Origin of the sequence: Microbacterium sp. (assembly GCF_029263575.1) — a bacterium.
In the GTDB taxonomy this organism is placed as follows: Bacteria; Actinomycetota; Actinomycetes; order Actinomycetales; family Microbacteriaceae; genus Microbacterium.
Window position 1 is genome coordinate 1 of record NZ_JAJUFV010000016.1, and the last position, 16,712, is coordinate 16,712.

Genomic DNA, 16,712 nt, shown 5'->3' on the forward strand with positions numbered 1-16,712 from the left:
GCGAGCACGGGCGATGGATCCGGAATGAGCGTCGGATCCGGATTCCCAGTTCCCACATCGCGAAGCACCGTGTCGGCGGCGTATCCCTCCTGCGCGCCGACGTCATGCTCGACGAGGATCGTCCCCGCGCGCCCGCGTGTTACGACGAGACCCGCCTGCGCGAGCTGACGGTAGGCGGCCACAGCCGTGTTGCGGTTGACGCCGAGACGGGAGGCGAGTTCGCGCACCGGTGGCAACGTGCTGCCGGCAGGAAGAATGCCGCGATCATGCAGCTCGCGCACGCTGGTGGCGATATCGGTCGCCGTCGAACCCGTGATCTGCTCGCTCATGTCACCTCTCGTCATATGAGTCTACGGGGTGTCGTCGGCGGTGCTATCTTTTGACATAGATCAAAAGCTGTTTTGACTAGTTCGAAAGGTTTACCCATGACTTCAGCGCAGGAAACCACGACCGGATCCCCCCGGGTCAAGAGCGGTCTCGCCGAGATGCTCAAGGGCGGCGTCATCATGGATGTCGTCACCGCCGAGCAGGCGAAGATCGCCGAGGACGCCGGCGCGGTCGCCGTCATGGCCCTGGAGCGCGTGCCCGCTGACATCCGCGCACAGGGCGGAGTCTCGCGCATGAGCGACCCCGACATGATCGACAGCATCATCGACGCCGTGTCGATCCCGGTCATGGCCAAGGCTCGTATCGGACATTTCGTCGAGGCGCAGGTGCTGCAGGAACTCGGCGTCGACTACATCGACGAGTCCGAGGTGCTCTCGCCGGCCGACTATGTCAATCACATCGACAAGTACGACTTCACCGTCCCGTTCGTCTGTGGCGCCACCAACCTGGGCGAGGCGCTGCGCCGAATCAACGAGGGTGCGGCGATGATCCGCTCGAAGGGTGAAGCAGGCACAGGCGATGTCTCCGAGGCCATGAAGCACATCCGTAAGATTCGCGGCGAGATCGCTGCGCTCACGGCCCTGCCGAAGGACGAGCTGTACGTCGCGGCCAAAGAGCTGCAGGCCCCGTATGAGCTTGTCGCCGAGATCGCCGCGACCGGCTCGCTCCCGGTCGTGCTGTTCGTCGCGGGCGGAGTCGCGACACCGGCGGATGCGGCGATGATGATGCAGCTCGGAGCGGACGGCGTGTTCGTCGGCTCCGGCATCTTCAAGTCGGGCGATCCTGCTGCGCGCGCGGCCGCCATCGTGAAGGCGACGACCTTCTACGATGACCCGAAGGTGATCGCTGACGTCTCCCGCGGCCTCGGCGAGGCCATGGTCGGCATAAACGTCGCCGATCTGCCCGCCCCGCATCGGCTCGCCGAGCGTGGCTGGTAGTCCACGCGTCGGCGTCATCGCCCTGCAGGGCGACGTGCGTGAGCACGAGCGCGTCTTGCAGGGCCTCGGAGCCGAAACCGTGCGGGTACGCCGTGCGGAAGAGCTTGGCCGGGTCGATGGATTGGTGATTCCCGGCGGCGAATCCACGGTGATCGACAAGCTCTCACGTCAGTTCGGCCTCCAGCAGCCGATTCGCGAGGCCATCTCGACGGGCTTGCCGGTGTACGGCACATGCGCCGGACTCATTCTTCTCGCCGACCGCATCATCGATGGGACCGAGGGACAACAGAGCTTTGGTGGTCTCGACATCGCAGTACGACGCAACGCGTTCGGTCGACAGACGGAGTCGTTCGAGGCCGAGCTGACCGTACCGGCATTGGGCGAAGAACCCGTGCACGCGACCTTCATCCGTGCCCCGATCGTCGAAAGGGCCGGAGCTGACGTCGAGGTGCTTGCGGCGCTGTCGGATCGCACGATCGTCGCTGTGCGCCAGGGGAACCTTCTGGGCACGAGTTTTCATCCGGAAGTCGGGGGAGATGCGCGCTTTCACGAGTACTTCCTGAGGCACGTGCTTGCGCGCGTGCGCAGCGCAACGGCATCCGCGCGATAGCGTCTCGGTATGCGTCTTCCTCTCGGTTCTACCGCTGTCAGCCCCAGCGGAGGGACTCTGACCCTGCTCAGCCGCAGGGGACAGCCCTGGAAACGCATCGCCTCGCGAGAATTGGCACTGCGCGAGGCACTCGCGCTGCTCGACTCCGCCGACGAGCAACGCGTCGCACATGCTGACACGTTGTTCCCTAGCGCGGTGCTCTCGTCTGCCGAAACCGCGCCGCGCTTCGCAGAAGGCCAAGAGCTCCTGTGGCGGTATGGACGCCATATCGAGACGGCCCGGGTGATCCGCGACGATGGGCGCGGACTCGTCGTCTGGATCCCCTCTGGCTCAGCACGTCTGCAACCTGCCCCTTCGGATGGCCGCAGGCACCGCGATATCCCGCTCGAAGAGCGGTTCCGCGCACCGTGGAAGATGACCGAGACGAGCTGGACCGGCCCGGGGGTGCTGAGGGTCGCGCCCAGCGGTCGCCCCTGGTCGATCTGGTTCTTCCAGCGCCATGACGGCACGCCGGATGGCGCCTATGTCAATCTCGAGCTACCCCACCGGCGCTTGGGCGGCGAGACGCCGACGATCTTCACGCGAGACCTCGTGCTCGACCTCTGGATCGACGCCGAGCATCCGGGCAGTGAGGACATCTGGCTCAAGGACGCCGATGAGCTCCAGACCATCGTCGAGCACGGCCGGTTCACAGCGGAACAGGCTGATGCCGTGCGGACGCTCGCGGATATCGCCGGTCAGGAGTTCATCTCCGCCGGAGCCTGGCCAATGGATGAGGGGTGGACATCCTGGAGGCCGGATGCCGCGATGGACCGCCCCGTCGCTCTTCCGAACACCCCCGCGATGGATGCCGCCAGGGCACGGTCAGGGAGCACCAGCCTGGAGGGGTGAAACCGCGCCTCGGGGCGCGGACGAGAGACCGCGTAGACTGAGGGGCGCAAAACGCGAAACGAGCGGAGATATATGTCCGGGCATTCCAAGTGGGCAACGACGAAGCACAAGAAGGCCGTCATCGACTCGAGGCGCGCGAAGTCGTGGGCCAAGCTCATCAAGAACATCGAGGTGGCGGCCAAGCTCGGCGGTCCTGACCTGCAGGGAAACCCCACGCTGTACGACGCCGTCTTCAAGGCGAAGAAGATGTCTGTGCCGAAGGACAACATCGATCGTGCTGTCAAGCGCGGTGCCGGTATCGGCGGAGAAGCCGTCGAGTACCTGTCGATCATGTACGAGGGGTACGGCGCGAACGGCGTCGCTCTCATGATCGAGTGTCTGACGGACAACAAGAACCGCGCGGCAGCAGAGGTGCGCACGATCCTCAGCCGCAACGGCGGAAACCTCGCCGATCCAGGCAGCGTCGCGTACAACTTCACGCGCAAGGGCGTCATCGTCGTCGGCTCTGAAGGCACGACGGAGGACGCCGTGATGGAAGCCGTGCTCGAGGCCGGGGCCGAAGAGATCGAGCCGCACGGCGAGGACTTCGGGGTCATCACCGAAGCCAGTGACCTCGTGACGGTGCGCACGGCTCTGCAGGAGGCCGGTATCGACTACGAGTCCGCTGATGTCGAGTTCGTGCCGAACCTCAAGGTCGAGATCGACGCACCCACCGCCCGCAAGATTTTCCGTCTCATCGACGCTCTCGAAGACAGCGAGGACGTGCAGAACGTCTACAGCAACTTCGACCTCACCCCTGAGGTGCAGGCCGAGCTCGAGAACGACGAAGAGTAGGCGCGCCGACCGAGCCGCCACTTCCTCAGCGCTTAGCCTGGGGGAGTGGCGGCTCCTTCTGTGCGGGTACTGGGCATCGACCCTGGCTTGACGCGCTGCGGTGTCGGCGTGGTCGATGTCGATCGCGCGCGGCGCGGCACCCTGGTCCATGTCGGCGTGGTGCGCACGGCTCCTGATGCCTCCGTCGGCGAACGCCTCGCGGCCGTTGCCGAGGGTATCCGCACAGTCCTGGACCAGCATCGGCCCGATGCCGTCGCCGTCGAGCGCGTCTTCGCGCAGCACAACAGCCACACGGTCATGGGGACGGCCCAGGCCAGCGGCGTGGCGCTGCTGGTGGCAGCCGAGGCGGGCCTTCCCGCCGCTACCCACACCCCGAGCGAGGTGAAGGCAGCTGTCACCGGTTACGGGTCGGCTGATAAGAAGCAGGTGCAGGCGATGGTCGCCCGTATTCTGCGATTGGACACGCCGCCCCAGCCGGCGGATGCAGCCGATGCCCTCGCGATCGCGCTGTGTCACGCCTGGCGCCGGGGCGGTGCTGTCGCACCCGGTACCGATGCGCTCACTCCGGCGCAGCGTGCCTGGGCCGATGCCGAGCGTGTCGCTCGAACATACATACGATCCACCTCGTAGGCTGGAGGCATGATCTCTTCGCTGCGTGGCCCTGTGCTTTCGACCGGCGCCGACCATGTGGTCGTCGAAGTCGGCGGCGTCGGATTCTTCGTCTTCGTTCCGGCAGATCTCGCCCACACCGCACGGGTTGGCGCTGAGATACGACTGCACACCAGCTTGATCGTCCGCGAGGACGCTCTCACGCTCTTCGGGTTCGAGACCCCGCTTGAGCTCGAGGTGTTCACGCAGCTTCTCAGCGTCACCGGCGTCGGCCCGAAATCCTCGCTCGGGGTCCTCGGCCATCTCACAGTCGACCAGATCGCCGCGGCTGTCGCAGACGATGACGATGCCCCGTTCCGTCGCGTATCGGGAATCGGACCGAAGACAGCCAAGCTCATCGTGGTACAACTCGCAGGAAAGCTCCAGCCGCCCGCCGCGCCCGGTGCCGTTCGTGCCTCCGACGGCGCCGCCGATGTCATCAATCAGGTCACGACGGCGCTGGTGGGGCTGGGGTGGTCGGAGAAGGTCGCGGCAGAGGCTGCGGCATCCACCGCTGAGGGCGCGAGCGAGGCCGACCGCTCCTCGGTGCCCGCGTTGCTGCGTCAGAGCCTTGCCGCCCTCGGGCCGGCGAAGGCCGGAGCGGCCCGTGGCTGAGGGTCGCGACGCGGCTGAACCGCTCGACGACGCAGAACTCGCCATCGAGGGCGCCCTGCGCCCCAGCAGTCTCGGAGATTTCGTCGGGCAGCCAAAGGTCCGGGGCCAGTTGCAGTTGCTGCTTGACGCCGCGAGTATTCAGCACCGCCCACCGGACCATATCCTTCTGGCTGGCCCTCCCGGGCTCGGCAAGACGACACTTGCGATGATCGTCGCACACGAAAGCGAGCGCCCACTCCGCCTCTCCAGCGGTCCTGCCATTCAACATGCCGGTGACCTCGCGGCTCTGCTGTCGAGCCTGGTTCCCGGAGAAGTACTCTTCATCGACGAGATCCACCGCATGGCGCGGTCCGCGGAGGAGATGCTGTACCTCGCGATGGAAGACTTTCGCATCGACATCATGGTCGGCAAAGGTGCGGGCGCCACCAGCATTCCTCTGGATCTCGCACCGTTCACCCTGGTCGGAGCGACAACGCGCTCGGGTCTGTTGCCCAACCCGCTGCGCGACAGATTCGGCTTCACCGGTCATCTCGAATTCTACGACGATCGCGACCTCGAGCAGGTCATCGAGCGATCGTCGCACGTGCTCGGCGTGTCGCTGCCGGCTGATGCTCGCGCCGAGATCGCTCGGCGCTCCCGCGGCACACCCCGTATCGCCAATCGCCTCCTTCGGCGCGTACGCGATTACGCGCTCGTGCACGGCAATGTCAGCGCCGCATCCCTCGATGACGTGCGCTTCGCCCTGGAGCTTTATGATGTGGATCCGATCGGCCTCGACCGCCTCGACCGTGCGGTCCTGGACACCCTCGTTCGCCGCTTTCGCGGTGGCCCAGTCGGACTCAGCACCCTTGCTGTCGCGGTCGGCGAAGAGGCCGAGACCGTCGAAAGCGTCGTGGAGCCGTACCTTGTTCGAATCGGCTTCCTCGGGCGCACACCACGCGGTCGAGTGGCCACTCCCGAGGCGTACGCGCACCTCGGTCTGCAGCATCCGGACCAGCCAGCATTGCTCGATGACCTATAATCGCTGGAGGCTTCCCCCCGACCCTGGCGCACCCACCGATGGCGCGCGCATTTGAAAGGCACTTCCTGATGGAACTCATCCTCTTCGGTCTTCTCGCAGTCCTGCTGGTGTTCATGATCTTCAACACCCGTCGGCGCAACAAGCAGATGAAGGAGCAACAGGAAGAGAAGGCCCGCAAGACCGTTCCCGGCGTCAAGGTTCTTCTTCAGGGCGGGCTCTACGGCACCATCGTCGCCTACGACGCTGATGATCTCGATGAGCCTGCTCTCATCGAGATCGCTCCTGGCACCGTCATCGAGGTGCACAGCCAGGCGATCCTCCGCATCGTCGATCCCACCGAGGACGACGCTGCCGACACCGCAGTCGACGTCGACGGCGCGGATGCGGACGCCGATGCCGAGATCGACGAAGACACCTTCGCGGTGAATGAAGAGCTTCCCGCGCCCAACGAGACTCCCGAGGAGACTCGGGCACGCCTCGAGCGCGACTCCGACAACAAGTAGTCTTCCGACCGCCCGCCAGCCGCCTAGAAAGCTGAACGTACGTGGCCTCTTCTTCACCAGTTCGTCATGCCTGGAAAGTCCTCCTCGCGCTCCTGCTCGTCACAGCAGGCCTGTTCGGCATCAACGCTCTCGGCGTCTACGGTTTCGGCAAGAGCTCGTGGGCCCCGGAGCTCGCACTCGACCTTCAGGGCGGTACGCAGATCATCCTCGGCGCCGTTACGGAAGACGGCGCCGACCCGACTCAGGAGCAGCTTGATCAGGCTGCTGCGATCATCCGACAGCGCGTTGACGCCTCGGGTGTCGCCGAAGCCGACATCGCCACCGAGGGCGGACGTAACATCGTCGTCCAGATTCCAGGCAACGCAGACGCCGAGACGCGCGAGCGGATTCAGGCGAGTGCTCAGCTTGAGTTCCGTCCTGTCATCGTGAGCACGGCCCCGGCGACCGAGTTCACCGGGGAAGATGGCAACACCACGCCGTATCCGTCTCCGGACTCGAGTGCAAATGCCGTCCCGACGCCTGAGCCCACCGATGCGAGCGACCCGGCATGGATCACCGAGAAGCTGCAGGCAGAGCTCCTCGCCTACGACTGTTCCGATCCGCAGAACGACCCGTCCAACGCTCCCGAGGACGAGCCGCTGATCACCTGCGACGCAGCGGGCACGGCCAAGTTCATCCTCGGCCCGATGGAGCTCTCCGGCGACGCGATCGACGATGCCACCAGCGGCCGCGATCCGCAGTCTGGCGCATGGACGGTGCAGCTGACGCTCGACACTGAGGGAACCGAGGTTTTCGGCAACATCAGCCAGCGCCTGTACCAGAACAAGCTCGCCAGCCAGAGTCCTCGCGACCAGTTCGCCTTCGTGCTCGACGGTGCCGTCATCTCGGCACCCCAGATGAACGGCGTCATCCTCAACGGCAAGCCCAGCATCTCGGGCTCGTTCACGCAGGAGACCGCCGAGACGCTCGCCGATCAGCTCAAGTACGGGGCGCTCCCGCTAAGCTTCACCACCGTCAGCTCAGACACGGTCTCGGCCACGCTCGGCACGCAGCAGCTGCAGATCGGTCTCATCGCCGGGCTCATCGGCCTCGCGCTCGTCGCGGTGTACTCGCTGTTGAGCTATCGTGCTCTCGGCACGGTCATCATCGCGTCGATCGCCGTCATGGCGGTCCTCACCTACATCATCATCTGCATCCTCGCGTGGCGACTCGGCTTCCGCCTGTCGCTGGCAGGCGTGGCGGGTCTCATCGTCGCGATCGGGTTCACGGCCGACTCGTTCATCGTGTACTTCGAACGAATACGTGACGAGTTGCGCGACGGTAAATCGATAACCAGTGCCGTCGAAGACGGCTGGGGCCGAGCGAAGCGCACGATCTACATTTCCAAGTCGATCAACATCCTCGCCGCGGTCGTGCTGTACATTCTCGCTGACTCGACGGTGAAGGGCTTCGCGTTCACACTCGGGCTCACCACGCTCATCGACGTCTTCATCTTCGTGATCTTCACGCACCCGGTGATGCAGATCCTAGCCCGCACGCGGTTCTTCGGCGGGGGACACAAGCTCTCAGGCCTCGCTCCTGATGTCCTCGGTGCGGTGTACCACACCCGGTCGCAGTACCGCGAGGTCTCTTCGGGATCAGTCGGTCGTGCTGCGAAGAACACCCGGTCTCGAGCCGAAGCCGACCGCCGACAGACCATAGCCGAGCGCAAGCGTGCAGCAGTTCTGACCGCAGACAACACCACGGATGCCGGAAGCGAGGGAGACCGCTGATGGCTTCCATGAATGAGTTCGGTAACAACCTCTACACGGGCAAGACGTCCTTCCCGTTCGTCGGCAAGCGGCGGCTGTGGTTCATCATCGCCATCGCACTCGTCGCAGCATCCGCACTCGTGCCGTTGCTGCGTCCGGTGCAGTTCTCCATCGAGTTCACGGGTGGCTCCCAGTTCACCGTCGTCGCGCCGGAGAGCACTGACCAGGCGCTCGCGACCGATGCCGTGCAGGGGGTCGTGCCAGAAGCGGCCGCCAAGGTGGCGATTGTGAACGGCACCGACGTGCGCGTGCAGACATCGCAGATGACCTCGGAGGAAACACAGAACGTCGCCGCGGCACTGGCCGATGCGTACGAGGTGCCAGCCGACGAGGTCACGGCGTCGTTCATCGGCGCGACCTGGGGCGACAACGTCACTCGACAGTCGCTGTGGGGTCTGGCGATCTTCCTCGCGCTGACCTTCTTGATTCTGGCGATCTACTTCCGCACGTGGAAGATGTCGGCGGCGGCGATCATCGGCCTGCTGGACGTGCTCGTCATCACTGTCGGTGTCTACGCCCTGGCTGGGTTCGAGATCTCACCCGCGGCCGTGATCGGCTTCCTGACGATTCTGGCGTACTCGCTGTACGACACGACTGTCGTCTTCGACAAGATTCGAGAGAACACCACAGAAGATGGGGAGAACTCTGCCCGCACCTTCGGTGAGTCTGTGAACCTCGCCGTCAACCAGACGCTCGTTCGTTCGATCAACACCTCGATCGTCGCGGCCCTGCCCGTCGGTGCGATTCTGTTCATCGGCGCCTTCTGGTTGGGTGCGGAGACGCTGACAGACATCTCGCTATCGATCTTCGTCGGCATCATCGTCGCGACCTACTCGACACTGTTCGTAGCCGCCCCGCTGTACTCGCTGTTCCGCGAGAAGGAGCCGACGATCGTCGAACGAGACAACCGGGTTCGCGAACTGCGTGAGCGCGCACGTGTAGAGGCGTGATCCGCACGGCAGCGGCGACCTGCCCCTGCCAGCCTGCGTATTATGTTGTGACCCGGAGGTGAAGTGATGGCGGAGGCGAACACGCAGACGCAGGGATCGAGTCTCAGACGGCTCGTTCCTCGCATCTTCTCGCGTGCGCCCCGGATCAACGACCTCGACAACCTCATCCGCACCGTCAGGGTCAATCACCCCAAGGGCGATCTCGCGATCATCAGTCGCGCGTACCAGGTCGCCAGCGAGAAGCACGCGACTCAGAAGCGTCAGAGCGGTGAGCCGTACATCACGCACCCGCTCGCCGTCGCGCAGATCCTCGCTGAGATGGGGCTGGGGCCGCGTGCGATCGCTGCCGCGTTGTTGCACGACACGGTAGAAGACACCGGGTACGCCCTCTCCGAGCTCACCGAGGTCTTCGGTGACGAAGTCGCGATGCTCGTCGACGGGGTCACCAAGCTCGACAAAGTCAAGTACGGTGAGAGCGCACAGGCCGAGACGGTGCGCAAGATGATCGTGGCGATGTCGAAAGACATCCGTGTGCTGCTGATCAAACTCGCCGACCGTCTCCACAACGCGCGCACGTGGGGCTTCGTTCCACCGGAGAAGGCCGAGCGCAAGGCTCGCGAGACGTTGGAGATCTACGCGCCGCTGGCGAACCGGTTGGGCATCCAAGCCATCAAGTCTGAGCTGGAAGACCTCTCGTTCGCCGTTCTGCACCCCAAGATCTACGCTGAAATCAACTCGCTCATCGCACAGCGCACCCCGCAGCGTGAGAAGTACCTGCAGCAGGTCATTCAGTCGATCAACGAAGACCTGCACGATCTGCGCATCCGCGGTAAGGTCGGGGGCCGCCCGAAGCAGTTGTACTCGGTGTATCAGAAGATGGTGATCCGCGGCCGCGAGTTCGACGACATCTACGATCTCATCGGCATTCGGGTGCTCGTGAACTCGGTGCGCGACTGCTATGCGGTTCTGGGCGCCATTCATGCCCGGTGGACGCCGCTTCCCGGGCGCTTCAAGGATTACATCGCGACGCCGAAGTTCAACCTCTACCAGTCGTTGCACACCACGGTGATCGGACCGGGCGGCCGCACGGTCGAGATTCAGATCCGCACCCATGAGATGCATCAGCAAGCCGAGTTCGGCGTCGCTGCGCATTGGATGTACAAAGAGCGCATGAACGGCGGGAAACCCGTCGCCGGACCCAGCGACACCGAGATGACCTGGCTGGCGCATATCTCCGACTGGCAGGCGGAGACGGCTGATCCCAGTGAGTTCCTTGACTCGCTGCGGTTCGAGATCGGCGCCAAGGAAGTGTATGTCTTCACGCCGAAGGGACGCGTGATCGGTCTTCCCGCCGGTGCGACGCCGGTGGACTTCGCCTACGCCGTGCACACTGAGATCGGGCATCGCACGATGGGGGCCAAGGTCAATGGACGCCTGGTTCCGCTGGAGACCGTCGTCAAGAGCGGCGATGTCATCGAGGTGTTCACATCGAAGAACCCCGACGCTGGGCCCAGCCAGGATTGGCTGAACTTCGTCAAGAGCACACGGGCGCGAAACAAGATTCGCGGATGGTTCACCAAAGAACGTCGTGAAGAGGCCATCGAGCAGGGTAAAGAAGCCATCGTCCGCGCGATGCGCCGCCAGAACCTGCCCTTGCAGCGGCTCATGAGCCAGGAGTCCTTTGCCGCGGTCGCGCAGCAGCTCCACTACGAAGATGTCTCAGCGCTGTACGCGGCTGTCGGCGAGGGCCATGTCTCGACGCAGTCGGTACTCGAGAAGGTCACGGCGAGTCTCGCGGATGCTGATACCAGCACCGGGGCCATCGACCTGCCGGGACGGCCCACCGCGCGCGAGCCCCGCGCGGGCGATTCCGGGATTCTGGTTCGCGGCGCCGCCGACATCCTGGTCAAGCTCGCCAAGTGCTGCACTCCGGTGCCTGGCGACCCCATCGTCGGATTCGTGACCCGCGGAAGCGGTGTCTCCGTGCACCGCTCCGACTGCGTCAATGTCAAAGCTCTCGGTGCCGACGAGCAGCGCTTCGTCGAGGTCGAGTGGGCACCGACGACCAAGAGCGTCTTCCGCGTTCAGATCCAGGTGGAGGCGCTCGACCGTGCCGCCCTGCTCTCAGACGTGACGCGGGTACTGAGCGAGCACCACGTGAACATCCTCTCGGCATCGGTGACGACGACGAACGAACGGCTGGCGATCAGCAAGTTCGTCTTCGAGATGGGAGACTCGGTGCACCTCGACCGGGTGCTCAATGCGGTGCGGCGTATCGACGCGGTCTACGACGTCTACCGCGTCACCTCTTCCTGAGCGACGTCTTCTGCCAGGCGCTGTAGCCGGGTCCGGGCGGCTTGACGCCCAGGAGCCCGCCCACGCGCGACCAGCCGTTCGGCAACGAGCGGCACAAGATCGGGTGTGATGCGCGCCATACGCTGCATCCATACCGTGTACTCGGGATAGCGGTCGGCGCCGACCACGAGGTCTGTCAGGGTGCGCAGTGGCGTGCTGACCGCGATCTCGCCGATCGTCACGAGGTCGTCGGATGGCAGGAGGCCTTCGTGGACCACGACATGGCGCATGCGAGTGACGCGAGGGCGATGCTCGACAGCGCGCTGGAAGTGGTGCTGCGATGGGGGAGCGTCGCCGGCGCCATGCACCCAGGCCGCCGTGGATCCGCTCGCGGCATAGCCGGGAATCATCATCGCCGCGACTGCTCGGAGACGCGCGCTCGGCCCTTCGGGCAGGTCAGCCGGCATGTATCCGGCGCCGAGCTCGAAGACGAGTCCATCAAGCCGCGCGGCGCTCAGCTCAGGCTGAGACAGCTGTGCCCCCGGCACGTAGAACAGCGAATCATGCACACTGCCAGTGTGCCGGGCCCTGCAAGCCGCCGCAGCGACCTGTGGATAACCGTCAGCCGCCGAGCGCGCTCAACCAGGTGCGACGAGCCTCCAACGCCTCAGCAGCCGCTTTGGCCGCCTTGGTGTCACCGGCGGCGTCAGCTGCAGCCTTCTCAGCTTCGAGCTTTGCGATGGCGTCGACCAGCTGCTGGTTCATGTCATTCGCCCGTGCCTTGGTCTCGGGGTTGTTGCGCTTCCAGTCGACCTCTTCGCGAGACTTCAGCGCCTGTTCGATGACCCGGAGCTTGTCATCGAGCGCACGTTCCTTGTCGCGGGGGACGATGCGTCCGATGTCATCCCACTTCTGCTGGATGCGTGTGAGAAGGGCGCGCGCCTGCTTGATGTTCGACTCGTCGGCAACGGCCTTCGCCTCGTCGAGCAGCGCCTGACGTGCTTCGATCTTCGGCGCGGATTCGGCTTCATCAGCCGCGGCCTGCTCAGCACGAGCTGCGTACAGCTCGTCGCCGGCCGCTTTGAAACGTGCCCAGAGCGCGTCATCGGCTTTGCGCCCCGCGCGACCGGATGCCTTCCAGTCCTCCAGCAGTCCGCGGTAGGCGGGAATGCCGTCGACACCCTTGGGTGCCAGCGCCTCGGCGCGCTCGATCAGCTGCGTCTTGCGGTCACGAGCGGCCTTGTGCGCTTCATCGAGTTCAGCGTAGAAGGCGCGACGCTGCTTGTCGACGACGGACCGAGCGTCTCGGAAACGCTTCCAGAGCTGCTGCGAGACGCCCTTGGGAAGGCGCGGCCCGCTCTGCTGCTGAGCCTGCCACGCATCGAACAGACCGGTCACTTCCTCGGTTATCTGCTTCCACTGCACCTTCGACAGGTCACGTGCGGCGATCTCCTCGATGCTCTCGACGAGCACTGTTCGATCCGCAATCGCTTTGTCGACGAGTTCCTTCGCCTGCTCGGCTTCGATCTTGCTCGCCTCGGCGAGGGCGTCAGTGAGAGTCGTCAGCCGGGCCTGCAGCGATACGAGGTCACCGACGGCCGCGGCATCCGTCGCCTCGGTCACGAGGTGCTTCGCCTGCGTCGTCAACTCGGCCGCCGACGCGCCACCGCTCTGGTGCCGCTGCTCGAGCGTGTGCACTTTGAAGGCGAGCTCATCGTATTTGCGGACGAAATAGGCCAACGCCTCTGTCGGCGTGCCGTCGGGGTACTGACCCACCACACGCCAGGCATCACCTTCGCGAACCTCGACTGTGCCGTCTTCGGCTACGCGACCCCAATCCGCTGAATCCGCCGCGGCAACCGGAATCACAGGTGCAGCTGGCTTCGCCGGCACGGGGTTGCGAGGCGGCATCGGAACCCGCGGCGGCGCGGGAACGGGGGGAGTGGGCTTCGAAGACTCGGCGTTCGGAGACTCGGTGCTCGAAGGGTCGATGTTCGAAGAGTCGGTGCTCAAAGGGTCGATGTTCGAAGAGTCGGTGGCAGACACGATGTGCTCCTTGCGCGGTCAGCCCGCGTGAGGTGGAAAGGACGATCCTCAGCCTAGTACGCGTGGCAGCTCTGGAAAGAGACTCGGATCTCACAACACCGTTACACGTTTGTGAGAAGAACGTTCGCTGCACGTAACACGAGTCACAACGTCCGCGAAACACGCCGCTCATAGTGTCTGGACATCCCCGAACGATAGGAGCGCTCGTGATCGATCACACGAAAGTCGCGGAGATCGTCGTCGTCGGCGCGGGTATGGTCGCGCACAGATTCGTCGAGAGCGTGCTCACCCGCGCCGACTCCGCTGTGCGCATCACCCTCATCGGAGATGAGAGCCGTGCGCCTTATGACCGGGTCGGTCTCACCAGTTACTTCTCCGGTGTCGCCCCGGAGGATTTAGCGTTGGCCCCCGATGTCTTCGCGGATGATCGTGTGGAGTTCATCAGCAATGACCGTGTCATCCACATCGATCGCGCCGCTCGCTCGGTGAGGACCCGATCCCGACGTGAATTCCGATATGACCGTCTCATCCTCGCCACGGGGTCGTATGCCGCGCGGGTCGCCGTCGACGGCTCCGACCTGCCGGGATGCTTCGTCTACCGCACGCTCGACGATGTGCAGTCAATGCGACGCTTCGTTGCGCGGCGCCAGGCAGAACTGGGGCGCACACTGCGCGGTGCTGTGATCGGCGGGGGGCTGCTGGGGCTGGAGGCAGCGGGGGCCTTACAGGCGCTGAATATCGAAAGCACGGTGGTCCAGGCATCCGACCGGCTCATGTCCGCACAGCTCGATTTCGCGGGCGGTTCGATGCTGCGACAACTCATCGAGGCCAAAGGCATCGCCGTGCGGATCCAGTCGCGCACCACGCGATTGGATCCGGATGACTCCGGTGCGGTCACAGCTCTGGAGTTCGAGAACGGCGACTTTCACCGAGCAGATGTGGTGGTCTTCACCGTCGGCGTGCGCCCACGTGACGAGCTCGCGCGGGGCGCGCAGCTCTCGGTGCACCCGCGCGGCGGTGTGCTCATCGACGAGTGCTGTCGAACGAGCGACCCCGCGATCCTGGCCATCGGCGAGGTCGCCAACTTCGATGGCAGATGCGTCGGTCTCGTCGCGCCCGGATATGCAATGGCAGAGGTCGCGGCAACGCTCATCGTCGGTGGCGAGGCGACGTTCCCCGGATTCGTCGAGTCCACGAAGTTGAAACTCTCCGGCGTCGAGGTCGCGAGCTTCGGCGATGCCTTCGCGCGAACCGATCGGGCGCTGGATGTGGTCTACTCCGACCCGGTGGCGGGCGTCTACAAGAAGCTGGTGCTCTCGGACGACGCGCAGACCCTGCTCGGCGGGATCCTGGTCGGCGATGCGTCCGCCTACGGATCCCTCCGTCCACTTATCGGCGCACAGCTCGGCACGGATCCGGTGGCGTATCTGATGCCGGAGGGCGGTGTCGATGCGCCGAGCGGCCAGCTGCCTGACGAGGCAGTGGTCTGCTCGTGTTCGAATGTGACCGCCGGCCGTATCCGTGAGGCAGTGCATGAAGAAGGATGCACGGACGCGAACGCAGTGAAAGCGTGCACGAAAGCGGGCGCTACCTGCGGATCGTGCGTCCTCATGGTGAAAAAGGTCGTCGGCCAAGAGCTCACCAAGCTCGGTCAGGACGTCTCGCACGCGCTCTGTGAGCACTTCGACATGTCGAGAAGGCAACTGTTCGATGCTGTGCGTGTCGCCGAGCTGACCACCTTCAGCGCGATCATCGAGCGATTCGGCCGGGGACGCGGATGTGACATCTGCAAGCCCGCGCTCGCCAGCATCCTGTCCGTCCTTGTCGGCGATCATGTGCTCGACGGCGAGAACGCGAGCCTGCAGGACACCAACGATCACGTGATGGCGAATATGCAGAAGGATGGCACCTACTCGGTGGTGCCGCGGATGCCCGGCGGCGAGGTGACACCGGCCGGCCTCGTGACGATCGGACAGATCGCTCAGGACTTCGGCCTGTACACCAAGCTCACCGGCGGCCAGCGCATCGACATGTTCGGGGCACGCCTTGAGCAGTTGCCGATCATCTGGCAGCGACTCGTCGACGCCGGCTTCGAATCGGGCCAGGCCTACGGCAAGTCGCTGCGCACGGTGAAGTCGTGCGTGGGGTCGACCTGGTGCCGTTTCGGGGTACTCGATTCGGTGGGGATGGCGGTGCAGTTGGAGCTGCGCTACCGCGGCCTGCGGGCGCCGCACAAGCTCAAGATTGGGGTCTCCGGCTGCGCGCGGGAATGCGCTGAGGCGCGATCCAAGGACGTCGGGGTCATCGCCACCGAGACCGGGTGGAACATGTACGTGGGCGGCAATGGCGGCTTCACGCCCAGACACGCAGAACTGCTCGCCTCGGATCTGTCGGACGAGGCACTGGTCCAGGCGATCGACCGCTTCTTCATGTACTACATCCGCACGGCTGATCGTCTGCAGCGCACCGCGTCATGGTGCGAGGAGCTCGACGGCGGAATCGACGGACTCAGAGCCGTGATCTTCGAAGACAGTCTCGGCATCTGCGCCGATCTCGACGCAGCCATGGCCAGACACGTCGACAACTATGAAGACGAATGGGCGGCGACTCTGCGCGACCCGGACAAGCTCGCGCGTTTCCGTTCCTTCATCAACGCGGCAGACGTGCCTGATCCCTCACTCGCCTATGTGCCCACGCGGGGTCAGCTCCGGCCAGCCACCGCCGAGGAGCGGGCGTCAAATTCCGTGGTCATCGCGGGCACCACATTGGCGGTGCGCTCATGACATTGGTGACCGAGCAGTCGACGCCGGTGCGCGTGTGCGCGATCGATGATCTTGTCGTGGAGCGAGGCAGTGCGGTGCTTCTCGGAGACGTGCAGATCGCTCTGTTTCGCTTACCGGACGGTGCGGTCCATGCCGTATCGAACCTCGACCCGTACAGCGGTGCTCATGTGATGTCCCGAGGGATCGTCGGCACACGCGGGGATGCGCAGATCGTCATCTCGCCGATGCACAAGCAGGTGTTTGACCTGAGCACGGGCGAGTGCCTCGACGCACAGGGAAAGCAACTTCGGCATCTGGCGGTGTGGCCGGTGCGGCGCGACGGCGATGACATCCTGCTGCTCCCGGGCCCGGGAGCGACGAACACCACTGAGGAGCACTGA

At 64.8% G+C, this 16,712-nt stretch carries 16 protein-coding genes; 13 read left to right on the top strand and 3 right to left on the bottom strand.

Features of this window, described 5'->3' with window-relative positions:
- A partial coding sequence (locus Q1J95_RS03020; protein WP_300265790.1) for a GntR family transcriptional regulator occupies positions 1-329 on the bottom strand: 329 nt, incomplete at its 3' end.
- Between the two features lie 96 nt (positions 330-425).
- Here Q1J95_RS03020 and pdxS point away from each other — a divergent pair.
- The 11 genes from pdxS (at position 426) to Q1J95_RS03075 (ending at position 11,524) form a co-directional block, all read left to right on the top strand.
- The gene (gene pdxS / locus Q1J95_RS03025) at positions 426-1,325 is read left to right on the top strand and encodes a pyridoxal 5'-phosphate synthase lyase subunit PdxS (RefSeq protein WP_300265791.1); all 900 of its coding nucleotides are present in this window, start codon (positions 426-428) and stop codon (positions 1,323-1,325) included.
- Positions 1,315-1,935, top strand: a complete 621-nt coding sequence (gene pdxT / locus Q1J95_RS03030; RefSeq protein ID WP_300265792.1) for a pyridoxal 5'-phosphate synthase glutaminase subunit PdxT — start codon at positions 1,315-1,317, stop codon at positions 1,933-1,935. Before pdxS ends, pdxT begins: the two co-directional genes overlap by 11 nt.
- Before the next feature lie 9 nt (positions 1,936-1,944).
- Positions 1,945-2,826 (top strand): DUF402 domain-containing protein, encoded by an 882-nt coding sequence (locus Q1J95_RS03035; protein WP_300265793.1) that lies wholly within the window; start codon positions 1,945-1,947, stop codon positions 2,824-2,826.
- Positions 2,827-2,898: 72 nt separating this feature from the next.
- Positions 2,899-3,660, top strand: a complete 762-nt coding sequence (locus Q1J95_RS03040; RefSeq protein WP_300265794.1) for a YebC/PmpR family DNA-binding transcriptional regulator — start codon at positions 2,899-2,901, stop codon at positions 3,658-3,660.
- A 45-nt stretch (positions 3,661-3,705) separates the two neighbouring features.
- Complete coding sequence (gene ruvC / locus Q1J95_RS03045; protein ID WP_300265795.1) at positions 3,706-4,290, top strand: crossover junction endodeoxyribonuclease RuvC; 585 nt, start codon at positions 3,706-3,708, stop codon at positions 4,288-4,290.
- A gap of 9 nt (positions 4,291-4,299) precedes the next feature.
- Entirely contained in the window at positions 4,300-4,923 is a 624-nt protein-coding gene (gene ruvA, locus Q1J95_RS03050; RefSeq protein ID WP_300265796.1) for a Holliday junction branch migration protein RuvA, read from the top strand.
- On the top strand, positions 4,916-5,944 hold the full coding sequence (gene ruvB, locus Q1J95_RS03055) for a Holliday junction branch migration DNA helicase RuvB (RefSeq protein ID WP_300265797.1): 1,029 nt from the start codon (positions 4,916-4,918) through the stop codon (positions 5,942-5,944). The genes ruvA and ruvB overlap by 8 nt, the downstream gene beginning before the upstream one ends.
- Before the next feature lie 68 nt (positions 5,945-6,012).
- Positions 6,013-6,447, top strand: coding sequence for a preprotein translocase subunit YajC (locus Q1J95_RS03060; RefSeq protein ID WP_300265798.1), 435 nt, complete (start codon positions 6,013-6,015; stop codon positions 6,445-6,447).
- 41 nt (positions 6,448-6,488) lie between these two features.
- Positions 6,489-8,219, top strand: a complete 1,731-nt coding sequence (gene secD / locus Q1J95_RS03065; RefSeq protein WP_300265799.1) for a protein translocase subunit SecD — start codon at positions 6,489-6,491, stop codon at positions 8,217-8,219.
- A complete protein-coding gene (secF, locus tag Q1J95_RS03070; RefSeq protein WP_300265800.1) occupies positions 8,219-9,208 on the top strand; it encodes a protein translocase subunit SecF in 990 nt (329 codons plus the stop codon). The genes secD and secF overlap by 1 nt, the downstream gene beginning before the upstream one ends.
- Positions 9,209-9,274: 66 nt before the next feature.
- Positions 9,275-11,524, top strand: a complete 2,250-nt coding sequence (locus Q1J95_RS03075) for a bifunctional (p)ppGpp synthetase/guanosine-3',5'-bis(diphosphate) 3'-pyrophosphohydrolase (RefSeq protein WP_300265801.1) — start codon at positions 9,275-9,277, stop codon at positions 11,522-11,524.
- Here Q1J95_RS03075 and Q1J95_RS03080 read toward each other — a convergent pair.
- Positions 11,503-12,072 (bottom strand): type IV toxin-antitoxin system AbiEi family antitoxin, encoded by a 570-nt coding sequence (locus Q1J95_RS03080; protein WP_300265802.1) that lies wholly within the window; start codon positions 12,070-12,072, stop codon positions 11,503-11,505. The genes Q1J95_RS03075 and Q1J95_RS03080 overlap by 22 nt on opposite strands.
- 52 nt (positions 12,073-12,124) lie before the next feature.
- A complete protein-coding gene (locus tag Q1J95_RS03085) occupies positions 12,125-13,549 on the bottom strand; it encodes a DUF349 domain-containing protein (RefSeq protein ID WP_366945538.1) in 1,425 nt (474 codons plus the stop codon).
- A gap of 206 nt (positions 13,550-13,755) precedes the next feature.
- On the opposite strand from Q1J95_RS03085, the gene nirB reads away from it, so the two are divergent.
- The gene (nirB, locus tag Q1J95_RS03090) at positions 13,756-16,332 is read left to right on the top strand and encodes a nitrite reductase large subunit NirB (protein WP_300265803.1); all 2,577 of its coding nucleotides are present in this window, start codon (positions 13,756-13,758) and stop codon (positions 16,330-16,332) included.
- Positions 16,329-16,712, top strand: coding sequence for a nitrite reductase small subunit NirD (nirD, locus tag Q1J95_RS03095; RefSeq protein ID WP_300265804.1), 384 nt, complete (start codon positions 16,329-16,331; stop codon positions 16,710-16,712). Before nirB ends, nirD begins: the two co-directional genes overlap by 4 nt.